The 25965-nt window shown below is 67.9% G+C and carries 23 protein-coding genes; 12 read left to right on the forward strand and 11 right to left on the reverse strand.

The window, feature by feature from the left end; all coding sequences use genetic code 11:
* Nucleotides 1-52: 52 nt before the first annotated feature.
* The 7 genes from AAW51_RS01000 (at nucleotide 53) to AAW51_RS01030 (ending at nucleotide 8518) form a co-directional block, all read left to right on the forward strand.
* Nucleotides 53-1147: an SDR family oxidoreductase gene (locus AAW51_RS01000; RefSeq protein WP_169787959.1), complete on the forward strand. Its 1095-nt coding sequence runs from the start codon at nucleotides 53-55 to the stop codon at nucleotides 1145-1147.
* A gap of 10 nt (nucleotides 1148-1157) precedes the next feature.
* Nucleotides 1158-2585: a hypothetical protein gene (locus AAW51_RS01005; RefSeq protein ID WP_047193134.1), complete on the forward strand. Its 1428-nt coding sequence runs from the start codon at nucleotides 1158-1160 to the stop codon at nucleotides 2583-2585.
* Nucleotides 2582-4381 carry a class I adenylate-forming enzyme family protein gene (locus tag AAW51_RS01010; RefSeq protein WP_047193135.1) on the forward strand — a complete coding sequence of 600 codons (1800 nt, stop codon included), beginning with the start codon at nucleotides 2582-2584 and terminating at the stop codon, nucleotides 4379-4381. Before AAW51_RS01005 ends, AAW51_RS01010 begins: the two co-directional genes overlap by 4 nt.
* Before the next feature lie 185 nt (nucleotides 4382-4566).
* Nucleotides 4567-5301 carry an ABC transporter ATP-binding protein gene (locus AAW51_RS01015; protein WP_083437983.1) on the forward strand — a complete coding sequence of 245 codons (735 nt, stop codon included), beginning with the start codon at nucleotides 4567-4569 and terminating at the stop codon, nucleotides 5299-5301.
* Entirely contained in the window at nucleotides 5301-6092 is a 792-nt protein-coding gene (locus tag AAW51_RS01020; RefSeq protein WP_047193136.1) for an FtsX-like permease family protein, read from the forward strand. Before AAW51_RS01015 ends, AAW51_RS01020 begins: the two co-directional genes overlap by 1 nt.
* 16 nt (nucleotides 6093-6108) lie before the next feature.
* Nucleotides 6109-6921 (forward strand): class I fructose-bisphosphate aldolase, encoded by an 813-nt coding sequence (locus tag AAW51_RS01025; RefSeq protein ID WP_047193137.1) that lies wholly within the window; start codon nucleotides 6109-6111, stop codon nucleotides 6919-6921.
* A gap of 55 nt (nucleotides 6922-6976) precedes the next feature.
* Entirely contained in the window at nucleotides 6977-8518 is a 1542-nt protein-coding gene (locus AAW51_RS01030) for an AMP-binding protein (protein WP_047193138.1), read from the forward strand.
* A gap of 87 nt (nucleotides 8519-8605) precedes the next feature.
* Here AAW51_RS01030 and AAW51_RS30580 read toward each other — a convergent pair whose 3' ends face one another.
* The gene (locus AAW51_RS30580) at nucleotides 8606-9343 is read right to left on the reverse strand and encodes an autoinducer binding domain-containing protein (RefSeq protein ID WP_053013227.1); all 738 of its coding nucleotides are present in this window, start codon (nucleotides 9341-9343) and stop codon (nucleotides 8606-8608) included.
* A 268-nt stretch (nucleotides 9344-9611) separates the two neighbouring features.
* On the opposite strand from AAW51_RS30580, the gene AAW51_RS01040 reads away from it, so the two are divergent.
* From AAW51_RS01040 to AAW51_RS01050, 3 genes are all read left to right on the forward strand, one after another.
* Nucleotides 9612-10319, forward strand: a complete 708-nt coding sequence (locus AAW51_RS01040; protein WP_047193139.1) for a TenA family transcriptional regulator — start codon at nucleotides 9612-9614, stop codon at nucleotides 10317-10319.
* Between the two features lie 276 nt (nucleotides 10320-10595).
* Nucleotides 10596-11390 (forward strand): aldolase, encoded by a 795-nt coding sequence (locus tag AAW51_RS01045; protein WP_047197243.1) that lies wholly within the window; start codon nucleotides 10596-10598, stop codon nucleotides 11388-11390.
* A gap of 175 nt (nucleotides 11391-11565) precedes the next feature.
* Nucleotides 11566-12678 carry an alpha/beta hydrolase gene (locus tag AAW51_RS01050; RefSeq protein WP_053013228.1) on the forward strand — a complete coding sequence of 371 codons (1113 nt, stop codon included), beginning with the start codon at nucleotides 11566-11568 and terminating at the stop codon, nucleotides 12676-12678.
* A 61-nt stretch (nucleotides 12679-12739) separates the two neighbouring features.
* On the opposite strand, the gene AAW51_RS01055 is transcribed toward AAW51_RS01050, so the two are convergent.
* The 7 genes from AAW51_RS01055 to argS all read right to left on the reverse strand — a co-directional run bounded on the left by AAW51_RS01055 (nucleotide 12740) and on the right by argS (nucleotide 20219).
* Entirely contained in the window at nucleotides 12740-13975 is a 1236-nt protein-coding gene (locus tag AAW51_RS01055; RefSeq protein ID WP_047193140.1) for a THUMP domain-containing class I SAM-dependent RNA methyltransferase, read from the reverse strand.
* Entirely contained in the window at nucleotides 13972-15486 is a 1515-nt protein-coding gene (locus AAW51_RS01060; protein ID WP_047193141.1) for an RNA polymerase factor sigma-54, read from the reverse strand. Before AAW51_RS01060 ends, AAW51_RS01055 begins: the two co-directional genes overlap by 4 nt.
* On the reverse strand, nucleotides 15486-16259 hold the full coding sequence (lptB, locus tag AAW51_RS01065) for an LPS export ABC transporter ATP-binding protein (protein WP_047193142.1): 774 nt from the start codon (nucleotides 16257-16259) through the stop codon (nucleotides 15486-15488). The genes AAW51_RS01060 and lptB overlap by 1 nt, the downstream gene beginning before the upstream one ends.
* 10 nt (nucleotides 16260-16269) lie before the next feature.
* Nucleotides 16270-16905: a lipopolysaccharide transport periplasmic protein LptA gene (gene lptA / locus AAW51_RS01070; RefSeq protein ID WP_083438639.1), complete on the reverse strand. Its 636-nt coding sequence runs from the start codon at nucleotides 16903-16905 to the stop codon at nucleotides 16270-16272.
* Between the two features lie 155 nt (nucleotides 16906-17060).
* Entirely contained in the window at nucleotides 17061-17735 is a 675-nt protein-coding gene (locus tag AAW51_RS01075; RefSeq protein WP_053013229.1) for a thiol:disulfide interchange protein DsbA/DsbL, read from the reverse strand.
* Nucleotides 17736-17812: 77 nt separating this feature from the next.
* The gene (locus AAW51_RS01080; RefSeq protein ID WP_047193143.1) at nucleotides 17813-18457 is read right to left on the reverse strand and encodes an SPOR domain-containing protein; all 645 of its coding nucleotides are present in this window, start codon (nucleotides 18455-18457) and stop codon (nucleotides 17813-17815) included.
* A gap of 79 nt (nucleotides 18458-18536) precedes the next feature.
* Nucleotides 18537-20219: an arginine--tRNA ligase gene (gene argS / locus AAW51_RS01085; protein ID WP_047193144.1), complete on the reverse strand. Its 1683-nt coding sequence runs from the start codon at nucleotides 20217-20219 to the stop codon at nucleotides 18537-18539.
* A 132-nt stretch (nucleotides 20220-20351) separates the two neighbouring features.
* On the opposite strand from argS, the gene AAW51_RS01090 reads away from it, so the two are divergent.
* Both AAW51_RS01090 and AAW51_RS01095 read left to right on the forward strand, forming a co-directional pair.
* Nucleotides 20352-21695: a serine/threonine-protein kinase gene (locus AAW51_RS01090; RefSeq protein WP_047193145.1), complete on the forward strand. Its 1344-nt coding sequence runs from the start codon at nucleotides 20352-20354 to the stop codon at nucleotides 21693-21695.
* A gap of 127 nt (nucleotides 21696-21822) precedes the next feature.
* Nucleotides 21823-23673, forward strand: a complete 1851-nt coding sequence (locus AAW51_RS01095; RefSeq protein ID WP_047193146.1) for a putative bifunctional diguanylate cyclase/phosphodiesterase — start codon at nucleotides 21823-21825, stop codon at nucleotides 23671-23673.
* A 21-nt stretch (nucleotides 23674-23694) separates the two neighbouring features.
* On the opposite strand, the gene AAW51_RS01100 is transcribed toward AAW51_RS01095, so the two are convergent.
* From AAW51_RS01100 to AAW51_RS01110, 3 genes are read right to left on the reverse strand one after another with little or no spacing between them, the layout of a single operon-like run.
* Nucleotides 23695-24273 (reverse strand): DUF3617 domain-containing protein, encoded by a 579-nt coding sequence (locus AAW51_RS01100; RefSeq protein ID WP_047193147.1) that lies wholly within the window; start codon nucleotides 24271-24273, stop codon nucleotides 23695-23697.
* Between the two features lie 31 nt (nucleotides 24274-24304).
* Nucleotides 24305-24760, reverse strand: a complete 456-nt coding sequence (locus AAW51_RS01105) for a DUF2214 family protein (protein WP_047193148.1) — start codon at nucleotides 24758-24760, stop codon at nucleotides 24305-24307.
* A 46-nt stretch (nucleotides 24761-24806) separates the two neighbouring features.
* Entirely contained in the window at nucleotides 24807-25730 is a 924-nt protein-coding gene (locus tag AAW51_RS01110; RefSeq protein WP_047193149.1) for a LysR family transcriptional regulator, read from the reverse strand.
* Between the last annotated feature and the right edge of the window lie 235 nt (nucleotides 25731-25965).

A 25965-nucleotide genomic window follows, 5' to 3' on the forward strand; every position in this document is an offset into this window, starting at 1 on the left:
GCGGGGGAGGACCGGCCTCTGCAGCGAACTGCATTTATTGAGGAGTGAAAAAGTGCATCAAGTTTTGATCAGCGGCGTCACCGGCTTCGTGGGCAGTGCCCTGGCAGCCAGTTTCCTCGCCCGTGGCATGCGGGTCGCGGCGCTGTCGCGCAACGACCCCGACGGCATGCGGACCGTCAACGCGGTCATCGCGGCGGCGCAGGGACAAGGCCTCGACATCAGCGGCGCCCTCGAAAGCCATCTGCAAGTGCTCAACGTCGACTTTACCCAGCTCGACAGCACGCTAGAGCCGAGTGCGTTGGCCGACGTCACCGAGGTGTGGCACGTCGCGGCCGAGATGAGCTATTCGCCGCACAAGCTGGGCCGTTCGTTCGACACCAACGTCGGCAACACCACACGGTTGTACGAGCTGGTGAAGCAACACGCGCCTGCCTGCCGCCGCTTCTACTACGTCTCGACCGCCTACGTGGCGGGCATGGCGGGCGGCCCGGTGCGTGAGGAGCTGCACGCACGCCCGAGCATGGTCAACACCTACCAGGTGACGAAGTGGAGTGCCGAACAGGCGCTGCACCTTGCCTACCTGCGTGAAGGGCTGCCCGTCACGGTGTTCCGGCCCACCGTGGTGGTGGGGCATCGCCACACCGGCTGGGCTCATCGCAATGGCTTCGGCTTCTACATGTTCCTCGACGCGATGACCGCCATCGCCAAGGCCGGTCACACCGAACTGGCCGTCGACCTGCTGCCGCAAACCCGGGTCGACCTCGTGTCGATCGACCAGCTGGTCGCCGATGCCGGCACCCTGACGCTGCGACAAGACGCGGGCCGCGAGCTGGAGGTGTTCCACTGCGGCGGCGGCTTGCGGGTGCCGATGGGCGAGCTGGTGCCGCTGTGGGGTGATGTGGCGGGCCTGCGGGCATCGATCGGCAAACCGACCACGGCGCTGGAACAGCAGTTCGACCGCGCCGTGGCGCCGAACCAGCCGTTCGCGCGGACCGAGTGGCATTTCGAGCGGGCCAAGCTCGACGCGGCCACGCAGCGCTCGGTGCCGGTCACACCGCTGACGGCAGACGAGTTGCGCAGCATGTGTCGCTGGTATGCCGACGCCGCAGCGGTGGTCGAGCAGGACACCGTGGCCGCGGCCGGCTGAGGGGCCAGGCGTGGCGTCCCTGACCTCCGCCGGGGTCGCGCGTGCCGCCCCGCCACAGCGCCAGCCGCTCGACGCGCTGGCGGAGGTTTTCGTGCACCTGGGCCGCCTCGCCAACGTCAACACGAACCAGATCCTGATCGTGTCGGGCCGGCTCGACCCGGCGCTGCTCGAGCAGGCGGTGCGACGGGCCGTGGGGCAGATCCCGCTGCTGCGCTCGCTGCCGCTGGCGCGCCGGCCCGAGCTGCAAGAGCCCGTTGTGGGCCTGGCGCAGCGTTTCGTCACGTGGCGCCAGCACGCCGGCGACTGCCATCTCGCCGACCCTTACCTGCGCCGCCTGTTGATGGACTTCAGCGACGAGCACCGACTCGACTGGCGCGCCCGCACGCCGCTGCAGCTGCTGCTGGTGACCGGCCGGGATGGCCGCAGTTCCTGCGTCTACCTGAACACCCACCATGGGGTCGCCGACGCGCGCAGCGACTTCCTGCTGCTGCGCCTCATCATCGACCACTATGCGCAGCTCTCGGGGGTGCCCGGCGCCGTTGCGTCGCGGCAGGTGCTGTCGTTCACGCCGCTGGCCCAGTTTCGCCCGCAGTGGGGCCGGCTCACGACCAAGGTGGGCCGCTGGTGGCGTGCCGGGCTCAGCATCGCGGCCGACCTGGTGCAGCGCGACATCGGCTTGCAACGGCCCTTGCGCGGGCCGCGTTGGGAGGGCCGCTCGGCCGACCCGGCGATCGGGCGGCTCGATTTCTACCACGGCATGGTGCCGCCGCTGACCGCCACGCGCCTGGCGGCAGCGGCCCGGGCGGTCGGCGTGACCGTGAACACCTTGTGGTGCGCGGCGCTCGCCCGTGCCCTCGAACGCTCGGCGGCGGGCCGGCGCGGGATGCTGCGCATCACATGCGCCGTGAGCCTGCGGCGCCTGCTCGACGCGCGTTACGACCGCAGCTTTCGCAACTACCTCGTGCCGAGCAACGTGCGCATCCCGACCGGGCAGTCCAGCGGCGAGTTGCTGCGGTGCGTACACCAGGCCGTCGAGGCGGCGCGTACCGACACGCGCGTCAGCACCGAGATCGGCCGGCTCGAAGCCCTGCAGCTGGTGCTGCGGCGTCCCGCCCTGAACGGGCTCGCCCGCACCCTGCTCAACCTGTGCCAGGGCACCAACGCCTGCTACTCCAACCCGGGCCGCATCGAGGAAGACTTCTCGAACTTCGGATCCACAGCGCATCGTACGCTGCAGTACATCGGCTTCGGCTGCCTGGTGCCGCCCTACGACTTCATCCTCTACACGCCGACCGTCAACGGGCGCATGCAGATCGACGTCGTGTATCGCTGCGCCGCCTTCCCGGACATCCGGCAAGACCTGGTGACACCGCTGCTGGCCGCCCTCGACCGGCTGCTCGACGACATTGAGTCTGTTGACCAAGGGGTGACCCCATGACTGCTTTGCTGTTGGTGCCTGTCGCTGTCGTGCTGGCCTACCTCGTGTTTGCCGTCGTGCGCCTGGGCCTGCCGCGACGGCTCGCACTGCTCGCCTTCTGGAACGGCCGGGTCGAGCACACGCTCGAGGAAGCCGAGCGACGCCACGGACAACGCACCTTGTTCCAACTGGCCCAGCCGCTTGCCTGGGTCGGCGACCTCACCTGGAGTGCCCGTCGTACCCGTGAAGTCGTCGAGCGCCTGTCTGCCAGCTGGCACCACCTGGGGGTGCGCAAAGGCGACCGGGTGGCGGTCTACAAGCGCAACGACTTCGACCACTTCCTGTTTTCGCTTGCCGCCGTTCGGATCGGCGCCATTGCGGTGCCGATGAACGTCAACGTGGCGGGCGAGACCGCCGCGCGTTTCATGGAACGCATGGGCGTGCGCCTGCTGATCACCGACACCCAAGGCTACCTGCGGGTGCATGCCGATGGTGTCTCGCCGCCACACACCGTGCGGTGGGTGGTGCTGAGCGACGCGCGGGCGCTCGACGGCAACCCGGCCGGCCCGCTGCGCGTGCACCGCCTGGCCGACCTGCTGAAAAGAGACCTGCCGGCCATGCCGGTATGCCCGCGCGGCGCCGGTGACCCCCTCTACATCGTGCACACCTCGGGCACGACCGACCTGCCCAAGGGGGTGATCGTGACGTCCGAGGGCATGGCGCAGTCGCTGCGCTCCTTCGTGCTGTTCAACCCGGTGTCACGCGCCGACCTGGCGTGCCTGGCCCTGCCGCTCAACCACCAGGTGTCGCACCTCTATCTGCACGGCATCCTGTTGATGGGCCTGCGTTGTATCGTCAACAGCGAGCTGGCGGCGCCGCGTCTGATCCGGCAGATCGAGGAGCAGCGCCCGACCCTGTTCTTCGCCTTTCCCATCACCTACACCCGGCTGATCGCAGCCGGAGCGCTCGAGCGGGGGCTCGACAGCGTGCGCATCTGGGGCACCACGGCCGATGCCAGCCACGAGGTGCAGCAGCGGGCCTTCGTGACCCGCGGGTCCTTCTTCAGACGCCTGGGCATTCCTGTCGCCGGAGCGTTGTTCCTCGACGGACTCGGCTCGAGCGAGGTCGGCATTGCAGCGCTGCTGCGCATCACGACACCGTGGACCCGCCGCTTCGGCCGACGCATCGGCCGCCGGGCGCCACTCGGTCCCCGCATCCGCGTTGCCGATGTCGAAGGGCGGCCGGTGCCGCGTGGAGAAGTCGGCCGCTTGATGATCAAGGGCAAGAGCCTGTTCGGCGGTTACTGGAACGCCCACGACGCGCTCTATGCCACCACCCGCGACGGCTGGTGGTTCACCGGCGACCTGGTGCTCGAAGGTGACGACGGCGAGCTGGTGCATCTCGACCACGAGGTCGACGTGATGCACACCGCCACCGGCCCGGTCTATACGTTGCCGATCGAAGAAGTGGTGCTGAAGCACCCGGGGGTGCTGGACACCTGCGTGTTCGGCGTGCGCCAGGACCCCGAGGGACCTGAGCTGCCCGCGGCGGTGGTCGCGCTGCGCACCGACGCTGCCCCGGTCGCAGCGTCGGTGCTGCGGCGCACCCTCAACGCGACGCTGGGTGCCGACCAGCAGCTGCGGCATGTGTGGGTGATCGACTGGGAGGAGTTTCCCATCGGCGCCACGGGCAAGACCCTCAAGCGCAAGCTGCGTGAGCGCTACAACGCACAACTACAAGGCTGGGTTGCCACCTTGGCCGATACGCCATGCGAACCCTTACTGTCCCAGGTCGGCGGCAGCCTGCAGCCGGCCTGACGCGCCGGCCGCCGGCACGGCACGCGGCAGGTGTAGCGCGGCGAGGGCGCTGCGGCCGCACCCGTGCGAACGCCTGTTCGAGCCGCTTCAACGCGGCGCGACAGACACACGAAGGGCCGGCGAGCCCGAGCGCGAGGGTCCAGCCACGCAATGCCAGAAGTGAACCGAAAAGAAGGGGGACCACCATGAACCTGATTGAATTCGTCTCGGTCCGTAAGTCGTATTGGCTCGGCGAGACCGAAGTGACGGCGCTCGACGGTGTCGACTTCACCGTGCAGCGCGGCGACTTCGTGGCCATCACCGGGCCGAGCGGCAGCGGCAAGACGACCATGCTCAACCTCCTCGGATGCCTCGACACACCGAGTGCCGGCGAGGTGCGGGTGCTGGGTCAGGCGGTCAGTTCGCTGGACGAGCGAGAACTCGACCAGCTGCGCAGCCGCAGCGTGGGGCTGGTCCTGCAGCCCTTCGACCTGGTGCCGGTGCTCACCGCCTTCGAGAACGTCGCCTTGCCGCTGCACCTGCACCGTCTGTCGCGCACGCAGATGCAGCAGCGCACCCAGGAAGCCTTGCGCTCGGTCGGCCTGGAACGGCATGCGGGCTTTCGGCCCGACCAGCTGTCGGGCGGCCAACGCCAGCGGGTCGCGTTTGCGCGGGCGCTGGTAACCCGGCCCGATCTGATCCTCGCCGACGAGCCGACGGCCAGGTTGGACAGCACCAACGCGCTGGCGCTGGTCGAACTGATGAAGCAGCTCAACGCCCAAAGCGGCGTGACCTTCGTGTTCTCGACCCACGACGACCGCCTGCTGCGACACGTGACGCGCATCGTGGACCTGCGCGACGGCAAGCTGTCGGTGACGCGCGGCGCGCGGCCCGACGACGGCGTTGCCTCGGGGCGGTACCGCCTGCTGGAGGTGGTGTGATGTGGCCGGTCGCTCTCCGCAACCTCTGTCGCGACCGGCGCCGCACGCTGGCCACCACGATGGCCTTGGCCGTGTGGCTGCTCGCGATGCTGCTGCTCCTGGGCTACATGCGCTTCTTCGAGGGTGCGCTGGCGGACGCGGTGACCGACCGAGACGCCCATGCGCATTGCATAAAGTTGTTCCAGGCCGGGTTTGCCTTCACCGGCGTGCTGGTGTTCGTGATCGCCTCGACCATCGTCCGGCACGCGGTGGCGATGAATGTCTTCGACCGGGTGCGCGAGATCGGCATGTTGCGCGCCATGGGCTTCAGTCGCCACGCCATTGCCGGCCTGTTCGTCAAAGAGAGCCTGCTGACGACGTTGATGGCCGCACTCCTCGCCATGGCATCGGGCTACCTCGTGACCTGCGCAATCGGCTATGCCGGCCTGCGCATCCAGCTGCCATGGCGTGCCGAGCCGGTGACGGTGGCTCTCGATCTGCCGCTGCCGTGGGCGCTGGGCAGCGTCACGCTGGTGATGCTGGGCATCGCCGCGGTCGCGTGTGCCACGGCGCGGCGCCGTGTCGGGGCCGCGGTGCGCGCCGCGCGCGGCGCTGCGCCGTTGACGCGCTTGCTGTCGGCGGTCGCGTGGATGCTGATGGGCACCGCGGTGACGGCGGTGCAGGCCGACGAGACCAGCGTCGCGCACCACAACGCCACGCTGCATGCTGCGCAAGGCGAATGCCTCGCGGCGCACCCCCTGCGTGCCACCGGCAGCCCCTCCGAGCGCTCGTGCTCGGTTCTGTTGATCTGAAACCGGGGACCGACACATGACCGAAATGGCACGCAAGAGGCGCTGGGAGCGCTTCGTGGACCGCGCGTCGGGCAAGGCGCTGATCGTTCCGATGGACCATGGCCTCACGTTCGGGCCCATTCCCGGGCTCAACCGCACCGACGACGTGTTGCGCTGGCTGACGCCCGAGGTGGTGACCGGCGTGGTGCTGCACAAGGGTTACGCCGAGCGCCTCGGTGGTGTGCCGGGCTGCGGCCTGATGATCCACCTCAACGGCGCGCTGGGCTGGGGCGATACGCCGGATGTGAAGCACCGGGTCACCAGCGTCGAGGCGGCGTTACGCCTGGGCGCCGACGCCGTCTCGGTGCAAACCGATTTCTTGCCGGCGACCGCTTCGCACAACCTGCGCCTGGTCGGCGAGGTGGTCGACGAAGCGCACGCCTATGGTGTGCCGGTGCTGGCCATGGTCTACGACAAGTCGCCGGTCGTCGAAGGGGCTTTGGGCCGGCTGCGCCATGTCATGCGGGCGATGGTCGAGCTGGGCATCGATGTGCTCAAGGTGACCGCGCCAGCCGACCTGTCGAACATTCCCGAGCTGATCGACGGCATCCAGCCGCACACTCCAGTGCTGTTCGCCGGCGGTGCGCTGGTCGAAGAGCAAGCGCTGATGGAGTTGGGCAGTGCGGTGGTGCGCTACGGCGCCGGCGGCATGTGCGTCGGGCGCAACGTATTCCAGCGCGCCAACCCGCGCGCCACGATGGAACGTTTGCTGCAACTGTTGCGCGCCGGCATGCCCGCGCTCGACTTCAAGCGGCTCGCGTCGATCGGCCCGGCGGAAATGGTCCGCTGAGCGGGCACCTGGCCGCGCCGTCTGCCGTGAACGAAAACAAGAGAGGCTAACCGTGATGCATCTCGACCCGAGTCCCGGCTGTGTCGACCTGCTGGTCGACCGCCATGTGCGTGCCGGCCTGGCCGGCCGGGTGGCGCTGATCGAGGGCGGTGCCAGCGGCCGGCGCACCGTGCGCTACGGCGAACTGCAGCGGCTGAGCGTGGCGGCCGCGCGGGAACTCGACATCCGCCTGGCCGGCAGCCGCCGCCAGCAGCGTGTGGCCCTGGTGGGGTCGGCCACACTGGAAACGGTGGTGTACTGGTTGGGCGCCATGCGGGCGGGCCATCTGCCCTTCTTGGTTCATCCCGATCTCCCGGCGTCGCAATACGACATGTTGTGGCGCGATTTCGACCCGCGGCTGGTGCTTGCCGACCGCACCTCTCGGGTCGCGGCCGCCGAGCCGATGACCCCGGTGGAGCAGTTGGCGGACGGCGCGCAACCGACCTCCCCCCACTTGCCGGTGAGCGACCTCGCGGCCAGCTTCGACCTGCGCCCGGCTTTGGTGTTGGCAACGTCGGGCTCGACCGGGCGGCTCAAGCTGTGTGTCCATGCCCACCGCTCGTTCTGGGAGTTCGAGCGCACGGTGACACGCCGGATGTGGGGCATCACCCGAGAAGATCGGGTGCTGGCGAGCATCGGCCCGTTTTTCTCGTTCGGCCTGCAAGGTCTGCATGCGCCGCTCAGTGTTGGCGCCACCGCGGTGATGGTGCCCCAGTGGCAGCAGCACACCGAATTTCTCGACGCCATCGAAGCCGAGGCCGTCAGCGTGTTCCTGGCGGTGCCGACGCTTTATCACCTGCTCACGGTACGCGCGCGGCGCCCCTATCGTTTCGACGCGCTGCGGCTCGCCATGTCGGCCGGCGAACGTTTGCCGCCGGTGGTGCGTCAGCGCTGGGAAGGCTGGTCGGGTACCCGCATGCTCGACTCGATCGGCGCCACCGAAACCTTCGCGCCCTATTTGTCCGAGACCGTTTTCGGGCCGCCCGGCCTGCAGCCAGTGGACGGCTTCCGCTACACCGAGATGCCGCATGCGGCAAGTGAAGACGTACCTTCCGGCACCTTTGCGCTCGGACTGCGCGAAGGATGCTTGATGCTGGGCTACCTCGACGCCGACGTGCCGGGCTCGATCGCGTCGCCGCCCACGCTGTTCGAGACGGGGGACCTGTTCGTGCGCGACGCGGCCGGCCTACGCTTCGTTTCGCGCGACAGCGAGCGCATCAAGGTGGCCGGCCATTGGGTCAGCCCGCAGGAGCTCGAAGCCTTCCTGTTGACCGACAAGCGTGTGCTGAAAGCGGCCGCGGTGCCCATCACCACGCCCGAAGGTCTGACACGGCTGCGAGCCTATCTGGTCACGGCGGGGGGCTGCGAGGACACGACGGTGGCTCACGACCTGATGAAGCGCATGCAACAGGAGCTGCACCCCAAGGCCTTGCGCCCCGATCGGATCGAATTCGTGGCCGACATCGCGACCACGCCGAGCGGCAAGCTCAAGCGGCAGGAACTGGTGCACCTGATGCGGCAGGCCCCGTCCTCATCCGGCGTGCTGCTGGCGGGCTAGGGCCCGGCCAGGCACCGACGCGAGCCCTCCCACCGTAAGAACAGGCCCTGAACCATGGCAAGAACCAACGGACCGCCGACAGTCTGGTCAGACATGGATCAGGCCCAGCGACAACGCGCGGGCCACGGCCTGGCGTCGGTTGGAGGCGCTCAACTTCTGGATCACGTTGCGCAGATGGAAGTTCACGGTGGCTTCCGAGCAGCTGAGGATCTGCGAGGTCTCCCAGGAGGTCTTGCCTGCCGCCGCCCAGCGCAGGCATTCGCGCTCGCGCTCGGTCAGGTTCACCACCGGCGCCTCGCTGCCCCCCGACTCTTGCGTGCGGCACAAGGCCTCGTAGGCATAAGCGGCCAGCAGGTGCACCGAGGGGGTCACAGCGGACAACCAAGCTTCGGTCTTGGAGTCGACATGCGCATCGCAGGCGACCGACATCATCATCTTCTGGCCGCTGTTGATGCCACGCAGTGCGGAGGCCACGCCGGTGGCGACGCCGTAGGCGGACGACTCCTCGAACAGGTGCCGCGTCTGGGTTTCCTGAAAACGCTCCCGGTGCCATACCAGTGGCACCGGGGAGCTGGCGCAGTGCCGTATGACAGGGTCGTGGTGCCACCACTGCGCGCGGTGGTATCGCTCGATCCAGGCCTCGGGGTAGGTGGTGGTGATGAGGTGCTCGGGGTCGGAACCGACCGCTGGTGCGTGCACCAGGATCAAGAACGAATCGAATCCCATCGCGCCGATGTAGCGTTGGCAAAGCTCCTTCACCTGGTCGGTGCTGCCCGCGGTCAACAGGTCGGGCAGTACCCGGAGGACCTGTTCCTGAGATTGCATTGCAAGCCTCCTGTGAGTGCAGATGCGCTCGTGTCTGTCGCTGGAGTCATGAGGAGACCGACAGGTCCCTGTCAATTGATGAAGATATCCGACCCTACTCCCGGCTTGCTACTGTCGGTCTTACGGGGATATGCGTCAAACGGCGGTAAAGGTTGCATGAAACGGCGTGGCACTGCAACACGCCGTAAAGGGGGGGTCTACCAGGCACGACGTTTTCATTTCTGCCGCCCGCAAGGGCCCGATCTTTGATCCTCACCCGGAGTCATCCATGAACCTGCAAATCGAAACCCTCGAAGCGACCAAGCTCGCATTGATCGAGCGGACACGCAAACATTCCTTTCTTGCACGCTGCCGAGCCGGCACCGTGACGCTGGACGAACTGAAGCTGATGCTGGTCCAGCAGGGCCTCTACAGCACCTACTTCACGCGCTACCTCTGCGCGATGATGGCCAATCTGCCCAGCAACCAGGAGGTGCTGGCGCTGGCGGAAAACCTGTTCGAGGAGCTCGGGCTGGCGCCTGACAGCCCGCGTCCGCACTATTTGATCTATCGCGACATGCTCGAGCACTTCGGCCTCACGCTCGAGAGAGCGCGTCCCTTGCCGGGCACACGCCAGCTGATCGACGCGATGTTCGCCAACTGCCGCGACCCCAACCCGGCCCGCGGCCTGGGGGCCCTGTGCCTTGGCGCCGAGGCCCTGGTGCCAGCGGTTTATTCGGACATCCTTGCGGGCTTCTCGGCGTGCGGTGCCCAACCGGAAGAACTGGAGTTCTTCCGCATCCATGTCGAGTGCGACGACGGCCATGCCGAGACCATCCGCGACATCATGGTGCAGCTCGCCGCCGGCGACAATGACCAGATCGACCAGATGCTCGAAGCTGGACGTCATCTGGTCGACGCCCGGCTCGCCTTCTTCAGCTCGATCGAGACCGCCCACCACCTGGCTTGGGTGGCGGCAGAGCCTGAGGCGGCATGAAGGTGAGTCAATGAGCGTCGCACGGCCGCCCGAAGACGCTCGCACCGGAGTGCGCAGCACGGAGGTTGGTCAATCAGCGTCGCACGGCCGCCCGAAGACGCTCGCACCGGAGTGCGCAGCACGGAGGTTGGTCAATCAGCGTCGCACGGCCGCCCGAAGACGCTCGCACCGGAGTGCGCAGCACGGAGGTTGGTCCATGACTGTGCAGCAATCACCAAGGGCGGCTTGCCCGCCTTGCAACCGGACCGCCCTGATGGCGGGCCCGAGGGAATGCCGATGGCAGACACACTGACGATGCAAAAAGACGAACTGATCGAACGGGCCAAAGCGCAGATGCAGCAGCATCTGACAGCGCCGACGTGGTCGCTGCGGGAGAAAGTGGCGCTCACCTGTCGCATCCTGTTCGCGCAAGGCCACGACTCCGGGTTGGCCGGGCAGATCACCGCCCGCGCCGAGGTGCCCGGTCACTACTACACACAGCGACTCGGGCTGGGCTTCGACGAGATCACCGCGTCCAATCTGCTGCTGGTCGACGAAGACCTGCAGGTGCTCGAAGGCGACGGCATGGCCAACCCGGCCAACCGCTTCCACAGCTGGATCTACCGTGCACGGCCGGACGTGCGGTGTATCGTCCACACCCACCCGCTGCACATCAGTGCGTTGTCGATGCTCGAGAGGCCCCTGCAGGTGTCGCACATGGACACCTGCGTGCTGTTCGACGACATCGCCTTCCTCGCGCGTTGGCCGGGGGTGCCGGTGGGCAACAGCGAAGGCGAGATCATCTCGGGCGTGCTGGGCGACAAACGTGCGGCCTTGCTGGCCCACCATGGCCTGGTGGTGGCCTGCACCTCGGTCGAAGAAGCCTGTTTGCTCGCAATTCAATGTGAACGTGCTGCTCGCCTGCAGTTGCTGGCCGAGGCCGCCGGCACGGTGCAGCCCCTCGACCCGGAGCTGGCGCGCGAGGCGCACGACTGGGTGCTCCAGGAGAAACGCTCGCAGGCCGGCTTTGCCTACCATGCACGCCGCATCCTGCGCGAAACACCGGGTGGTGTCGAACATCCGCTGTCCTAGGATATGCGCCGGTGACGCAGCGGCACACGTGTGTGCGCGATGACATCGCGCACACACGTCTCGCCCGGGTACCAGCCTTGCTCAAGGTTGCAAGCGCGCCTTGCATGGGTCACGTCGGGCACGATCGAGACAAGTGGGTGCGCAACGTGAACCCCTTGATCGAGGAGAGACAGGCATGCGGGTGCACCGCGTTGTAGAGAGGCTCGAGGCGCTGGTGGCGCACACGGCCATGCGCTTGCCGGCGTCGCTGCTGTCGCGCCTGGCCGGCGAACCGGTGGTGGTGGACGGGCAGGCGCTCAACCCCCAGGTGCAGCTGATGTTGAAGCTGCGCACGCTGGGGGGCAAGAAGCCGTGGAGCGAGTTGTCGGTGGACAAGGCCCGGCGGCAATTCGAAGGCGAGGGCAACATGCTGGCACCGCGGCCTTCGCAGCCGGTGTCGTCATCCGATCTGCAGCTCGACACGGCGACCGGGCCGATGCGGGTGCGGCGGTACCGCCCGGCGACCTTGTCCGGGTCGGCACCCGCCCCGACGCTGGTGTACTACCACGGCGGCGGTTTTGTGCTGGGCTCGCTCGACTCTTATGACGGTGTGTGCCGATGCCTGGCCGCGGCAGCGCCGGTGCAGGTGCTCTCGGTGGACTACCGGCTGGCGCCTGAACATCGTTTTCCGGCGGCCGTCGACGATTCGGTGGCCGCGCTGCGCGCCATTGCCGAGCAGGCGGCGGCACTGGGCGTCGATCCGCAGCGCCTGGCCGTCGGCGGCGACAGTGCCGGGGCCAACCTTGCCACGGTGGTGGCGCTTGACACGCGGGGCGATGCGGTGCGGCCGAGCTTCCAGCTGCTGTGCTACCCCGTGGTGGACAACCAGATGCATTCGCCGTCGATCCTGCGCTACGCCCAGGGGTTCTTCCTGGAGCGACCGTCGATGGACTGGTGCATCGACCACTACGCGCCGCGCGCCCAGCGCGGGGACAACCGCATGTCCCCGCTGCACGACGACTTGCGCGGCTCACCGCCGGCGTTCATCCAGATCGCTGGCTTCGATCCTTTGCGCGACGAGGGCGAGGCCTATGCCGCCAAGCTGCAGCAATCCGGGACGCCGGCGACGCTGCGCTGCTACCCGGGGCTGATCCATGGTTTTCTGAACCTCGCCGGTGGGGTGGACGAGGCGCGTGAGGCTTTCGAGGAGGCGGTGGAGGCGCTGCGGGTGGGGCTGAGCGCCGCGGCGTTCGCGGCCTCCACACCTGCGCCGTCGGATGTAAGGGCGGTTGCCTCGTCTCGCCGCTGAGGCATGCGCCTTGCGCTTCGTGCGTTGGGGGCGACGGGGCCCTCCCCGCATGGCGGCAAGTTCAGGCCTGCGTGGCCGGGCTGCCCTCGCGCATGCTCCCGCTGACCAGGTCGAAGCGGAACAAACGGCATTCGATCGGCCCGTTCCACATCGGCACCCGCCGGCTTTCCTTCAGGCGCATCTTCGACGGCAGCTTCATGTCGGGGCTCAACACCCAGGCGGTCCAGCCACCGAAGTGGCGTTTCCAGTGCGACGCGAGGCGGGGGAAAAAATCGTCCGGCGCGCCGGTCTGTTCGCGTCCGCGGTCGACGCTGCCGCGTGCCTCGATGCGCTCGCCATAGGGCGGGTTGACCATCATCGTGCGTGCCAGCCCGTCCGGCAGCCGCGGCGCCGGGCGCTCGAGCGCATCGCCGCCGTGGAATTCGATCGCATGCGCGACCCCGGCGCGCTCGGCATTGCGGCGCGCGAAATCGACCATGCGGAAGGCCACGTCGCTTGCGTGGACCGGTACCGTCGGGGCGTGGACCCGGGCCTGCGCCTGCTGCTTGAGCGACTGCCACTGGGCGCGTGCGTCGGGCCCGGCGAACGGCGCGAGCGACTCGAATGCGAAGCGGCGCTTCAGGCCGGGGGCGATGCCACAGGCGATCTGCGCGGCTTCGATGGCGATCGTGCCCGAGCCGCAGCAGGGGTCGAGCAGCGCGCCGCCGGCGTCGGGGCCGCCTTGCCAGCCGGCGGCCGCCAGCATCGCGGCTCCCAGCGTCTCCTTCAGGGGCGCCTCGCCCTTGTCCTCGCGCCAGCCGCGCTTGAAGAGCGGCTCGCCGGAGGTGTCGGCATACAGGGTGGCATGGGTCTCGGTCAGGTGCAGCATGACGCGCAGCTGCGGCCGCTGCGTGTCGACATTGGGTCGGTCGCCGCTTTCCTCGCGCAGCACGTCGCACAGCGCGTCCTTGATGCGCAGCGCCGCGAAGTTCAGGCTGCGCAATGGCGAGCGCTGCGCGGTGACGTCGATCTTGAAGGTCTGGCGCGGCGTGATCCAGGCCTGCCACGGCACTTGCCGCGCCAGCGCGTAGAGGTCGTCCTCGAGGCGGTAGGGGCCGTGGGCCACCCGCACCAGCACGCGCTGCGCGAGGCGGCTTTCGAGGTTGAGGCGCATCACCGCGGCGGCGTCGCCTTGCATCGCGATGCCGCCGCGCTCCAGCGTGCCCGAGGTCTCGGGCCCGAGCACCGCCATCACCTCATCGGCCAGCAGGGCCTCGACACCGCCGGCACACGGCAGGAACAACTCGAAGGGTTTCACAGGCTCTTGCGCAGATTGGCGGGCGCGATCTTCAGCGCTTCGCGGTATTTGGCGACGGTGCGCCGTGCCACCTGGATGCCCTGCTCTTCGAGCATCAGGCTGAGCTGGCTGTCCGACAGCGGCTTCTTGGGATCTTCGGCCGCCACCAGCTGCTTGATCAGCGCCCGCACCGCGGTGCTGGACGCATTGCCGCCGGCTTCGGTGTTCAGCGAGGAGCCGAAGAAATACTTCAACTCGAAGGTGCCGAAGGGCGTGGACATGTACTTGGCGGTGGTCACGCGCGAGATGGTCGATTCGTGCAGGCCCAGCTCGTCGGCGATTTCACGCAGCACCAGCGGCTTCATCGCGATCTCGCCGTGGGTGAAGAAATTCTTCTGCCGCTCGACGATGGCCTGCGAGACGCGCTGGATGGTCTCGAAGCGCTGCTGGATGTTTTTCATGAACCAGCGCGCTTCCTGCAGCCGCGCACTCAAGGCCTGACCGCTGTCGCCGGAGCGCTGCTGCTTGATCGCCTGCGCGTAGAGGTCGTTGATGCGCAGCTTGGGCATCACGTCGGGGTTCAGCACCACCTTCCAGTTGCGGCCCGACTTCTGCACGATGACATCGGGCACGACGATGTTGGCTTCGGCCCGAACGAAAGGCCGGCCGGGCTTGGGCTCGAGCGAGACGATCAGGGTCTGCGCCTGCTTGATCAGCTCTTCGTCGGCCCCGGTCGCGGCCATCAGCTTCTTGATGTCGCGCTTGGCCAGCGCATCGAGGCAGCTCTTGCAGATCATCAGCGCGATGATCTGGGCCTCGCTGCGCGGCAAGGCGCGCAGCTGCAGCGACAGGCATTCGCACAGGTTGCGCGCGCCGACGCCGGTCGGCTCCATGTTGTGCAGCCAGCGCAACGCGCACTGCAGCCGTTCGAGCAGTTCCTCGCGCTCTTCCTCGTCCTCGGCGAGGCGCTCGGCGATCTCCTCGAGCGGGTCGGCGAGGTAGCCGTCTTCGTCGAGCGACTCGATCAGCACCATCACCGCGGCCATGTCCGACGGCTCCAGGCGCATGCCGCGCAGCTGCTGGCGCAAATGGTCCTGCAGGCTGATACCGGGCGCGGCCCGGTCGATCGGGTCGAGGTCGTCGTCGTCGATCGCGCCGTTGCGGTTGCTGGGCGTTTCGCGGATGCCGTCGAAGTCGTCGCGTTCGGTGCCGTTCTCCCAGTCTTCGCGCTCGGTGGCGCCGAACTCGACGCTGTCGACGCTGGCCGCGGCGTCGGGCGCCTCGGCGCTGTCGTTGTGTTCAGCGTCGGCGGTCTGGGTCTGCTCGCGCGTCACGGGGCGCTCGGCCGCGGCCGCTGCAGCCGCCTCGGCCGAGTAGTCGTCATCGGGCTCGAGAAACGGGTTCTGCTCCAGCATCTGCTCGACCTCCTGGTGGAGTTCGAGCGTCGACAGCTGCAGCAAGCGGATCGATTGCTGCAGCTGGGGCGTCAGCGCCAGGTGCTGGGACAGGCGGACTTGCAGCGAGGGCTTCATCACATCCGGAAGTGTTCGCCGAGGTAAACCTTGCGCACGTCGGCGTTTTCGACGATCTCGCTCGGCGTGCCCTGGGCGAGCACTTCTCCCTCACTGATGATGTAGGCGTGGTCGCATATGCCCAGCGTCTCACGCACGTTGTGGTCGGTGATCAACACGCCGATGCCACGTGCTTTCAGGAAATTGATGATGCGCTGGATCTCGATGACCGCGATCGGGTCGACGCCGGCAAACGGTTCGTCGAGCAGGATGAAGCGGGGCCGGGTGGCCAGCGCACGCGCGATTTCGACGCGTCGGCGCTCGCCGCCCGACAGGGCGGGCGCCGGTGTGTGGCGCAACTTCTCGATGCTGAGGTCGTGCAGCAGCGAGCCCAGGTACTGGTCGATCTGCTGCGAGGTGAGCGGCTTGCCTTTTTTGTCGTGCTGCAGCTCCAGCACGGCCCGGATGTTCTCTTCGACCGTGAGCTTGCGGAAGATCGAGGCTTCCTGCGGCAGGTAGCTCAGGCCGAGGCGGGAGCGTTCGTGGATGGGCCGACGTTCGACGTTGCGGTCGTCCAGCTTGATCTCGCCGCCGTCGGCGCGTACCAGCCCGACGATCATGTAGAAGCTGGTGGTCTTGCCGGCGCCGTTAGGCCCCAGCAGGCCCACGACCTCGCCGCTTTCGACGGCCAGGTGGACGTTCTTGACCACCTGGCGGGCGCCGTAGGACTTTTGCAGCCCGCTTGCCTCGAGGCGGCTGCGGCGGGCTTCTCGTACCGGTGTGCCGCTGGTCATGGATGCACCCTCATGGGCCGTCCCTCGATGCCCCTGGGGCGGGTGCGGGAGCGGTCGCCGGTTGTGGTTTCGGCGACAAGACACCGCGTACCCGGCCGCCCGGCGTGCCCGTCGCGGTGCCGTCGACCGTGAACACCTCGGCGGCGTTGTTGTAGGTGATGACCTGGCCGGCCACTTCGTCGGCCACCGTGTCGCCGCGGTAGCGGCGGATCACGGCGCCGCCGGTCAGGCGCAGCAGATCGCTCTTGCCGTCGTATTCGATCCGCTCGGCTTCACCTTCGATGAATTCGTCGAGTGCGTCGCGCTTTTGGCGGAAATACGCGGGTTTGCCGCTGCCCAGGCCCAGCGCCGACTGGTAGCCGTCGGGCGTCTGGCGCACCTCGACGCGGGCGGCGCGCATCACCATGCTGCCTTTGGTGATTTGCACATTGCCGGTCAGCACGTTGGTCTGCTTGACGTCGTCATAACGCAGGTTGTCGGCGCTGAAGTTGAGCGGCTTGTTGCGATCGGCCTTTTCCGCCTGCGCGCCCGTGACACCGGCGGCCAGCGCGGCACACAGCAGCCACAGCGCGGGCCGTCGCGGCGCGCGCGCTACCGGTGCGAGGGAGGGAAACAGCGCCTTGCGGCGCGCAGAAATGGGGCTCATGAAGGCATGAAACTTGCAGTACCGGCTCATTCTAGCCCGTGTTTGCCGATTTCCCGGCTGGCGATGAGGAGGTTTTGCACACTGGGGCCGATTGCCGGCCCCCAGCCTGGCTGAGCGGGGTGTCCGGTTGCGGCCGGACACCCGCGGCGGCAAATTTATTTGCCGGTGCGCGACACCTGGATCAGGTGGTCGGCGATGTCGAGCGAACGCTCGAGAGAGCGCGCCAGGGCGCCCGAGGTCCAGTAGCGGCCGTTGATGCCCAGCGCCGGAACGCCGTCGATGCGGTAACCCTCGGCCAGTTGCTTGGCCTGGCGGGTCTTGGTCTGCACGCCGAAGGAATTGTAGGCGTCGAGGAACGCAGCCCGGTCCACGCCGTTACGGGCCATGAAGTCGGCGATCGCTTCGGTCTGGTCGAGCGGGTTCTTGTCGGCATGCACGGCCTGGAATACGCGCTTGTGCAGCGCGTCGACCTTGCCCAGCGCTTCCAGCGCGTAGTAGATCTTCTGGTGGACGACAAACTCGTCCCGGAACGCGACCGGCACGCGCCGGAAGCTGACGTCGGCCGGCAGCTTCTTGACCCAGGCTTCGAGCAGGGGCTCGAAGCGGTAGCAATGCGGGCAGCCGTACCAGAAGAACTCGACCACCTCGATGCCCTTGGTCGCCGCCGTCGGCTGCGCCTGCTTCAGCACCACGTAGTCGGTGCCGGGCTTGGGCGTCTGGGCCTGCGCCGCTGCGGTGCCGAGGGTTGCGGCGGTGCCCGCCAGCAGGGGGGCCACGCTGGACCCGCCGACCCATGCGGCCAGGCCGCCCGTGAACTCACGACGCTTCATCCAGTTTCCTTTCTTGTGTTCGGATGGGTGTCCCATGGAGTCGGGACACCGGACAAAGTTCTTTCCGACCGCCGGTTTTATCGCTGCACCCGCACCAGGGCCGATTCAATGCCGTTGCCGGCCAGCTTTTCCTTGGCTGCGTCGGCCTCGGGCTGGGCCTCGTAAGGGCCCAGCCGCACGCGGTAGACGGTGCGGCCGGTCTGCTCGCGCTCGGTGATCCGGGCCGTGTAGCCCAGCATCGCCAACCGCGCGCGCTGCTGCTCGGCTTCTTCGACCCGAGCATAGGCACCCGCCTGCACGAAGTACACCGCACTTGCATCGCTGGCCTGGCCCGGCAGCTTGCCGGACAGGATGGCGGCCGGGTCACGCGTCGAGGCGGCCGGCGCCGAGGCCCCGGGGCGTGCGGGGTCGGCGGCGCGGGAGTTCTGCCGCAACCCCGGCGGCAGCGCGGCCGACGCGGAGGGCAGCGCGGGCTCGGCCGAGGCCGGGGGCGTGGTGGGCTGCGGCCGAGCAGGCGTTTTGCCCTGCAACGGCGTGTTGGGGTCCCAGTTGCGGTTGCGTTCGGCCTCGGCCGCGTCTTGTTCGGCCGTGCGCGAGGGCACCTTGTTGACGAAGGGCACCGGCACCTTGGTGACGTAGAGCGCCACGCCCAGGGCGAGCGCCAGCCCGACCAGCAGACCGACGATCAGGCCGAGGAAGAAGCCGCCACGTTGCTGTTTCATGAGTTCTGGCTTTCTTTTCTTACTTACTTTCGAGGGGTGCTGCGCGAGGCGCTCGCGGTGTTGTCGCCCGCGATTGTGCTCACATCTTTTCCGGCGCGCTGACGCCCAGCACCGTCAGGCCGTTGCGCAACACCTGCATCGTGGCGGTCAGCAGGGCGAGTCGCGCGCGCGTCAGTTCGGGGTCGTCGACGAGGAAGCGTTGCGCACTGTAGTAGGTGTGAAAGGCCGAGGCGACGTCGCGCAGGTAGAAGGCCACGTCGTGCGGCGCCAGGTCGTGCGCCGCCCGGGCCAGCATCTCCGGGTATTCGGCCAGCTTCAGCATCAGCGCGGTTTCGCTGGGGGCGACCAGGTGCGCGAGGTCGGCGCTGCGCAGCGAGGCCAGGTCGCCGCCACGCTCGACGAACTGCTGGCGTACCGAGCAGATGCGGGCGTGCGCGTATTGCACGTAATAGACCGGGTTCTCGTCGTTCTGCTTCAGGGCCAGGTCGACGTCGAACACGAACTCGGTGTCGGCCTTGCGGCTGATCAGGAAGAAGCGCACCGCGTCGCGGCTGGTCCAGTCGATCAAATCGCGCAGCGTGACGTAGGAGCCGGCGCGCTTGGAGATCTTGACCTCCTCGCCGCCCTTCATCACGGTGACCATCTTGTGCAGCACGTAATCGGGGTAGCCCACCGGAATGCCGACGCCGGCCGCCTGCAGCCCGGCGCGCACCCGCGCGATGGTGCCATGGTGGTCGCTGCCCTGGACGTTGATCACCTGCGTGTAGCCGCGCTCCCACTTCGAGATGTGGTAGGCCACGTCGGGCACGAAATAGGTGTAGGTGCCGTCGGACTTGCGCATCACGCGGTCCTTGTCGTCACCGTAGTCGGTGGTGCGCAGCCACAACGCGCCGTCCTGTTCGAAGGTCTTGCCGGCGTCGATCAGCTTTTGCACGGTCTGTTCGACGCGGCCGCTGGTGTAGAGGCTGGACTCGAGGAAGTAATGGTCGAACTTGACGCCAAAAGCCTGCAGGTCGAGGTCTTGTTCGTGGCGCAGGTAGGCGACCGCGAACTGGCGGATGCCGTCGAGGTCTTCCGGGTCGCCCGACGCGGTGAACTCGCGGTCGTCGGCCTTGACGGTCTTGCCGGCGGCGAAGTCGGCCGCGATGTCGGCGATGTATTCGCCGTTGTAGGCCGCTTCGGGCCACTGCGGATCGCCCGGCTTCAAGCCCTTCAGGCGCAGCTGCGTGGAATTCGCCAGCGTGCCGATCTGCACGCCGGCATCGTTGTAATAGAACTCGCGCGTGACCTCATAGCCCTGCGTCTCGAACAAATGGCACAAGGCGTCGCCGAGGGCCGCCTGGCGGCCGTGCCCGACGTGCAAGGGCCCGGTCGGATTGGCCGAGACGAACTCCACCATCACGCGGCGGCCCTTCGGCGCGGCGCGGCCGAAGCGGTCGCCGGCCTGCAGCACCTCAGCCACGACCTGCTGCTTGGCGGCGGCCTTCAGGCGCAGGTTGATGAAGCCCGGGCCGGCGATCTCCATCGCCTCGACCCAGCGCCGGAACGCGTCGTGCCGTTGTAGCGCCGCGACCAGGGTTTGCGCCAATTCCCGCGGGTTCTTCTTCAGCGGTTTGGCGAGCTGCATCGCCGAGGTGCAGGCCAGGTCGCCGTGGGCTGCCTGCTTGGGCAGCTCGAAAGCGGCGACTGGCGTTTGTTCGGGCGCCAGGGCGGCCAGTTCGGCGGCCAGGGCCTCGAGAAGTTCGTGTTTGGCGCGGATCATCCCGCGATTCTACTTTTCGGCTCCATGGCGCCGCCTGCCAACCACGGCCCGGCACTGTCACCGGGGGCAGCCCGCTTGCGGCGGGGGCGCGGCAATGAAATGATGGTTGCCGGAACCCCGTCTCGCGTTTGCATGCCCGAAGTCTCTGCCGCCTCTCCTGAGTCCCTGCCGACCCGCATCGGCGAATACCGTGTCTTGCGCAAGCTCGGCGAGGGAGCAACCAGCGAGGTCTTTTTGTGCCGCGATGAGTTCCACGACCGTGACGTCGCGGTCAAACGGGTGCGCGAGAGCGCGGTGCGCGACCCGGTGGACGGACGCTACTACTCACGCTTCTTCGCCGCCGAGGCGGCCTTGGTGGGGCGGCTGCAACACCCGCACGTGGTGCAGATCTTCGACGCCGTGGACGGGCCTGCGGAGCAGTACCTGGTCATGGAGCATGTGCCCGGCTCCACCTTGCGCCGCTATTGCCGCGCCGACCAGCTGCTGCCGCTCGAGTTGATCGTCGAAATCGGCTTCAAGTGTGCGATGGCGCTCGGCTATGTGTTCCGCCAGGGCCTGATCCACCGCGACATCAAGCCGGCCAACCTGCTGGCGGTCGAGTCGGGCGGGCACTTGACCGATGTGAAGGTGAGCGACTTCGGCAGCGCGCTCAACCTGGGCGCCGACATCACGCAGGTGCACCGCGTGGGCTCGCTGACCTACATGTCGCCCGAACAACTCGACGGCGCCGCGCTCAATGCGCAATCGGACATGTACGCCCTCGGCGCCGTGCTCTACCACCTTGTCACCGGGCACCCGCCGGTCGAGGGCGAGTCGCAGGCGGCGATGATCCAGGGCATCCTGTACGGCAGCGTGGTGCCGCCCAGCCAGCGGCGCCAGGGCGTCGAGCCGGCGGTCGACGAGGTCATCCTGCGCACCTTGCAGAAGCAGCCGGCCGACCGCTACGACAGCTGGGACAGCTTCGCCAATGCGCTGGCGGCGCTGATCACCAACCGCCAGGTGCCGCGCGGCAACCTGCAGGCGGTGCTCGACTCCGAGCGCTTCAACCTGCTGCGCGGGCTCGATTTCTTCAGCCGTTTCGACGACGTCGAGCTGTGGGAGGTGGTGCACCAGGCGCGCTGGCAGCGGTTTCCCATCGGGCACAAACTGATGCGCCGCGGCGAGAAGGGCCGCGACTTCCACATCATTGCGCAGGGCGAGGTGGCCGTGCGGCGCGACGGGCAGACGTTCGAGACGCTCGACGCCGGCGCGCTGGTGGGCGAAATGGCGTACCTGGCCCCCAGCCGCGAACTGCGCACCCGCACCGCCGATGTCGAGGCCACCGATCCGCTGACCACCGTCTCGTTCACACCCGAGACCCTGGGCCAACTGAGCCTGGCCTGCCGCCAGCGTTTCAGCGAGGCCTTTATTTCGGTGCTGGTGCGCCGGCTGCACGCGGCGCACGAGGCCTTGTCCCATCCCCAACGTATCCTGTGATGCCTGCCTTGCGCGCTGAACTGGCCGGTTGGGATTCATTCTTGCTTGCTAAAGGTGCTCGACACCGCCCGGCCGCGCCGCCGCCGCCGCTGTTCAGCCGACGACAACACCTTTGCTTACGCAATTGATGAGCCAGCCCCTGTTCCCCACCCTGCCCACCGCGCCCTCCGCCGCCGAGCCGGGTGCACTGGCGCGCGGCGCCGGGCAGGAGTTTTTCTGGTCGGTGTTCGATGCAGCCCCGGTGGCGATGGCGACCACCCGCGAGCGGCGCTTGCTGCAGGCCAACCGGCGTTTCCTCGAGATGTTCGGTTGGAGCCGCGACGAGTTGATCGCCTTGCCCGAATGGCCGATGGTCGGCCGCCCCAAGGACGACGACGAGACCTGCACAGTGGGCCAGAGCCTGGCCGAGCGGCGCCCGGTCGAGCTCGAACGGGAACTGCGCCGCCGCGACGGCTCGGCCTTCTGGGCGCGGGTGCGTGCGGTGCCGGTCGAAGGCGCCGGCTCGCAGCGGGGCGTGGTGGTCTGGGTGGTGGAAGACCTGAGCGAGCAGTGGCGCGGCCTGCAGCGGCTGCAGCAGCGCCAGCGCGAACTCGAAGCCCGCGTGCAGGAGCGCAGCGAAGCGCTCGGGCTCGCGAATGCGCAACTGCGCCAGGAGATCGAAGACCGCCAGGTGGCCGAGGAGCAGTTGCGGCATCTGGCCGAACACGATCGGCTGACGGGCCTGCCGAACCGGCGCGTGTTCGAGGTGCGGCTGCAGCAGGCGCTGCGCGATGCCGAAGCGCAAGACGGCACGGTCGCACTGCTGTACATGGACCTCGACCGCTTCAAGACCATCAACGACTCGCTCGGCCATGTGATCGGCGACCGTCTGCTGCGCCGCATCGCCGAGCGGGCCCGGCGCAGCCTGCGCAGCGGCGACACGATGACCCGCCTGGGAGGCGATGAATTCGTGATGCTGCTGCCGTCACTGAGGGGTGCCGGAGACGCAGCCCTGGTGGCCTCGCAGCTGATCGAGGAGGTGTCGCGCCCCTATCTGCTCGAAGGGCTGGAGTTGCGTGTCACCCCGGCGGTGGGCATCAGCCTGTTCCCCGACCACGGCCGCGACGGGGAAGCGTTGATCGCCCAGGCCAGCGCGGCGATGTACCAGGCCAAGTCCAAGGGGCTGCGCAACTACCTGTTCTATGCCGGCGAGAGCGACGCACCGTCGTCGCAGCGATTGCTGCTCGAGAACGACCTGCACCGCGCCATCGAGCGGGGCGAGTTCGTGCTCGATTACCAGCCGCGCTATGAGCTGGGCAGCGGCCGCCTGTGTGCCTGCGAAGCCTTGCTACGCTGGCAGCATCCTGCGCGCGGGCGTGTCAGTCCGGCCGAATTCATCCCGCTGGCAGAAGAAACCGGGCTGGTGGTGGCGATCGGGGAGTGGGTGCTGCGCGAGTGCTGCCGCCAGATCGCACGGTGGGCCGCCCGGGGCCTGCGGCTGTGCCCGGTGTCGGTGAACTTGTCGGCCCGCCAGTTCCACCGCGTCGAGCTGCTGGGCACCCTCAGAAGCGCCCTCGACGAAACCGGCATCGACCCCCGCTTGCTCGAGGTCGAGATCACCGAGACGACGCTGATGCACAACACCGACGAGACGCTGGCCATCCTGGAGCAGCTCCACCGCCTCGGCATCAAGGTGTCGGTCGACGATTTCGGCACCGGTTATTCGAGCCTGGCGTATCTGAAGCGGTTTCCGGTCGACCTGCTGAAGATCGACCGTTCGTTCGTGAACGACGTTGTCCATGATGCCGACGACGCTGTCATCGTCAGCGCCATCATCGGCCTGGCCCGCAGCCTGCAGTTGCGCGTGGTGGCCGAAGGCGTCGAGACCTCCGAGCAGGTCGAGTTTCTCAAGCGCCGAGGCTGCGACGAAGTGCAGGGCTTTTGGTTCAGCCGGCCCCTGCCGCCGGCGGAGCTGGAGCCCCTGTTCGGCGCGCCATGACAGGCCCGTGCGGGTGGGCGGTCAGGGGCTGAGCGGCTTGAGGCCTTTGCAGTCGCTGCCCAGCCAGCGCCCGCTTTGCTCCATCTTCATCGACACCGGCTCGCCGTTGATCGTGCCCTGCATCGCCATCGACGTCTTGTAGCCTTCGGCGGTCAAGTCCCAGCCGCGGCCGTCGCCCTTGATGGCGCCTTGGTCGCCGGTGCAGGTGAAACTGAAGCGGGCCTCGGTGCCCGACACCGGGTCGACCTTGTGGTCGCACTTCATGCTCGGGTCGGGCGGCTGCGACAGCGGGTCGCGCTCGGCCATCTGCGGCGACAGGCAGTAGCGCATCGTGCCGGGCTTCTGGCTCAAGCCGAGCCCGCGTTCGCGCATGGTCTGCTCGACCTGTTTGCGCTGCGCCGGTGTCATCGTCGCCAGTGCCGCTTCCATTTCCTTGTTCGACGGCATCTGCTGGCCACTGACCTGCCCGCTCTGGTGGGTCTGGCGTACTTCCCACAGCCCGGGCTTGCGCTTGACCAGCGTGCTCTGCGCCTGGGCCGAGGGCAGCGCCAGGGCGGCGACGAGGGCACACAACAAGGCGGTCGGGGTCGCGTGTTTCATGGCGTCTCCTGTGTCGGTCGTGCAGTACAAATCATCGCGTCCAGACGCCGCGGGCCAGCATCGTCGCCGCGAGCGGGACCAGGATCAGCAGATGCGCTTCGATCATCACCCAGCGCCGGGCGCTCCGCACTTCGGCTTCCGGCGGCAGCGCGCCGGTGGCGGCGAGCGTCTTGCGCCAGCGCGCGAACATCAGGGTGGGCCGGATCGACAGCACCCCGATCACGACAAACAGCGTCAGCTTCAGGTGCAGCAGCGGCTGGCTCCAGTACCAGCCGATGCCCTTGTAGCCCCATACCGTGCGCGCCACGCCGGTGAGCAACACCGCCATCGCGGCCACCAGGTACAGCAGGTCGACCCGCACCAGCCGGCGCACCACCGCGGCGTTCATCCATTCACTGCGGCACAACGCCGCTTCGCTGGTCAGGAACACCACCAGTCCGAGGATGGCCGTGAAGTGCGCGTAGGCCAGCAAGGATTCAAGCACCATGTTGTTGTCGCCTTTCGTGTTGTGGGTTGTGGGGCAGCTCTGCAGTTCACCCCGGCAGCGTGGCGACGCTGCGCCAATAGTCGGCGTCTCCGTAGGTGTGCTTCAGGAAATCGATCCACAGCCGCACCCGCAACGGCAGATGCTTGCGCTGCGGGAACACGGCATAGATGCCGTTGGGCGGCGCGGCGTAGTCGTCCAGCACCGTGACCAATCGCCCGGCGGCAAGTTCCGCCTCGACCTCCCAGGTGGAGCGCCAGGCAATGCCCAGGCCCGCCAGACACCAGTCGTGCAGCACCTGGCCGTCCGAGCAATCGAGCTTCCCGGGCGGGCGCTGATGCGCCAGCTGGCCATCGATCGAAAACGCCCAGCCGCGGGTCTGGCTGGCGTCGGAGCTGAGCGTCAGGCATTCATGCTGGGCCAGGTCGGTGGGGTGTTGCGGCACACCGCGGCGCTTCAGATAAGCAGGCGCGGCAACACACAGCCGCCGGTTGTCGGCCAACCGCAGGCTGACCAGGCTGGAATCGCTCAGGTCGCCCACCCGCACGGCACAGTCGAAACCTTCGTTGACGATGTCGACCACCCGGTCGCTCAGGTTGAGCGACAGCGACACATCGGGGTGAAGCGACAAGAAGCGTGGCACCAGCGGCGCCACATGGCGGCGGCCGAAACCGGCAGGCGCGGTCACGCGCAAGTGACCGCTCGCTTTGACGCCGCCCGCCGAAACGCTGGCCTCGGCATTCGCCAGGTCGGTCAGCAGACGCTGGCAGTCTTCGAGAAAGGCGCTGCCTTCGTGGGTCAGCGTGATGCGGCGGGTGGTGCGCACCAGCAGCTTGACGCCCAGCCGCTCCTCCAGGGCATCGATGCGCCGGCCGATCACCGCGGGCGCGACGCCTTCGGCGTTCGCGGCGGCCGTCAGGCTGCCTTTGGTGGCGACGGCGACAAAGGATTCGATTTGCTTGAGTCGGTCCATGCACGTTCAGCTTGCCCAGCACGCCGCGAGACTACGCGTCAAAAAGTAAAAAATCAACACCGATCTTGCGGTTTGAGGGCGAACGGGAGTGGCAATCGGGCCAAAAGAGACGGTCGACGAGGGGTTGGGAGGGGGTCACAGGCGGCCGGCTTGTGAGATTCCGCGCGTTTTGGTCAAAGAAAAAGCGCGCCGGTCGTCGGCAATCTGCGCTCAAGTTCGCAATAAAGTGGCGGCC

Source organism: Caldimonas brevitalea (genome assembly GCF_001017435.1).
GTDB classification, from domain to species: domain Bacteria; phylum Pseudomonadota; class Gammaproteobacteria; order Burkholderiales; family Burkholderiaceae_C; genus Caldimonas; species Caldimonas brevitalea.

Bases quoted from the DNA above. Each gene is read 5' to 3' on its own strand.
- AAW51_RS01090 (WP_047193145.1), top strand. From the start codon at position 20,352: ATGCCCGAAGTCTCTGCCGCCTCTCCTGAGTCCCTGCCGACCCGCATC.
- argS (WP_047193144.1), bottom strand. From the start codon at position 20,219: ATGATCCGCGCCAAACACGAACTTCTCGAGGCCCTGGCCGCCGAACTG.
- AAW51_RS01075 (WP_053013229.1), bottom strand. From the start codon at position 17,735: ATGAAGCGTCGTGAGTTCACGGGCGGCCTGGCCGCATGGGTCGGCGGG.
- AAW51_RS01010 (WP_047193135.1), top strand. From the start codon at position 2,582: ATGACTGCTTTGCTGTTGGTGCCTGTCGCTGTCGTGCTGGCCTACCTC.
- AAW51_RS01110 (WP_047193149.1), bottom strand. From the start codon at position 25,730: ATGGACCGACTCAAGCAAATCGAATCCTTTGTCGCCGTCGCCACCAAA.
- AAW51_RS01015 (WP_083437983.1), top strand. From the start codon at position 4,567: ATGAACCTGATTGAATTCGTCTCGGTCCGTAAGTCGTATTGGCTCGGC.
- AAW51_RS01020 (WP_047193136.1), top strand. From the start codon at position 5,301: ATGTGGCCGGTCGCTCTCCGCAACCTCTGTCGCGACCGGCGCCGCACG.
- AAW51_RS01100 (WP_047193147.1), bottom strand. From the start codon at position 24,273: ATGAAACACGCGACCCCGACCGCCTTGTTGTGTGCCCTCGTCGCCGCC.
- AAW51_RS01080 (WP_047193143.1), bottom strand. From the start codon at position 18,457: ATGAAACAGCAACGTGGCGGCTTCTTCCTCGGCCTGATCGTCGGTCTG.
- AAW51_RS01030 (WP_047193138.1), top strand. From the start codon at position 6,977: ATGCATCTCGACCCGAGTCCCGGCTGTGTCGACCTGCTGGTCGACCGC.
- AAW51_RS30580 (WP_053013227.1), bottom strand. From the start codon at position 9,343: ATGCAATCTCAGGAACAGGTCCTCCGGGTACTGCCCGACCTGTTGACC.
- AAW51_RS01060 (WP_047193141.1), bottom strand. From the start codon at position 15,486: ATGAAGCCCTCGCTGCAAGTCCGCCTGTCCCAGCACCTGGCGCTGACG.
- AAW51_RS01105 (WP_047193148.1), bottom strand. From the start codon at position 24,760: ATGGTGCTTGAATCCTTGCTGGCCTACGCGCACTTCACGGCCATCCTC.
- AAW51_RS01045 (WP_047197243.1), top strand. From the start codon at position 10,596: ATGGCAGACACACTGACGATGCAAAAAGACGAACTGATCGAACGGGCC.
- AAW51_RS01040 (WP_047193139.1), top strand. From the start codon at position 9,612: ATGAACCTGCAAATCGAAACCCTCGAAGCGACCAAGCTCGCATTGATC.
- lptA (WP_083438639.1), bottom strand. From the start codon at position 16,905: ATGAGCCCCATTTCTGCGCGCCGCAAGGCGCTGTTTCCCTCCCTCGCA.
- lptB (WP_047193142.1), bottom strand. From the start codon at position 16,259: ATGACCAGCGGCACACCGGTACGAGAAGCCCGCCGCAGCCGCCTCGAG.
- AAW51_RS01095 (WP_047193146.1), top strand. From the start codon at position 21,823: ATGAGCCAGCCCCTGTTCCCCACCCTGCCCACCGCGCCCTCCGCCGCC.
- AAW51_RS01025 (WP_047193137.1), top strand. From the start codon at position 6,109: ATGACCGAAATGGCACGCAAGAGGCGCTGGGAGCGCTTCGTGGACCGC.
- AAW51_RS01050 (WP_053013228.1), top strand. From the start codon at position 11,566: ATGCGGGTGCACCGCGTTGTAGAGAGGCTCGAGGCGCTGGTGGCGCAC.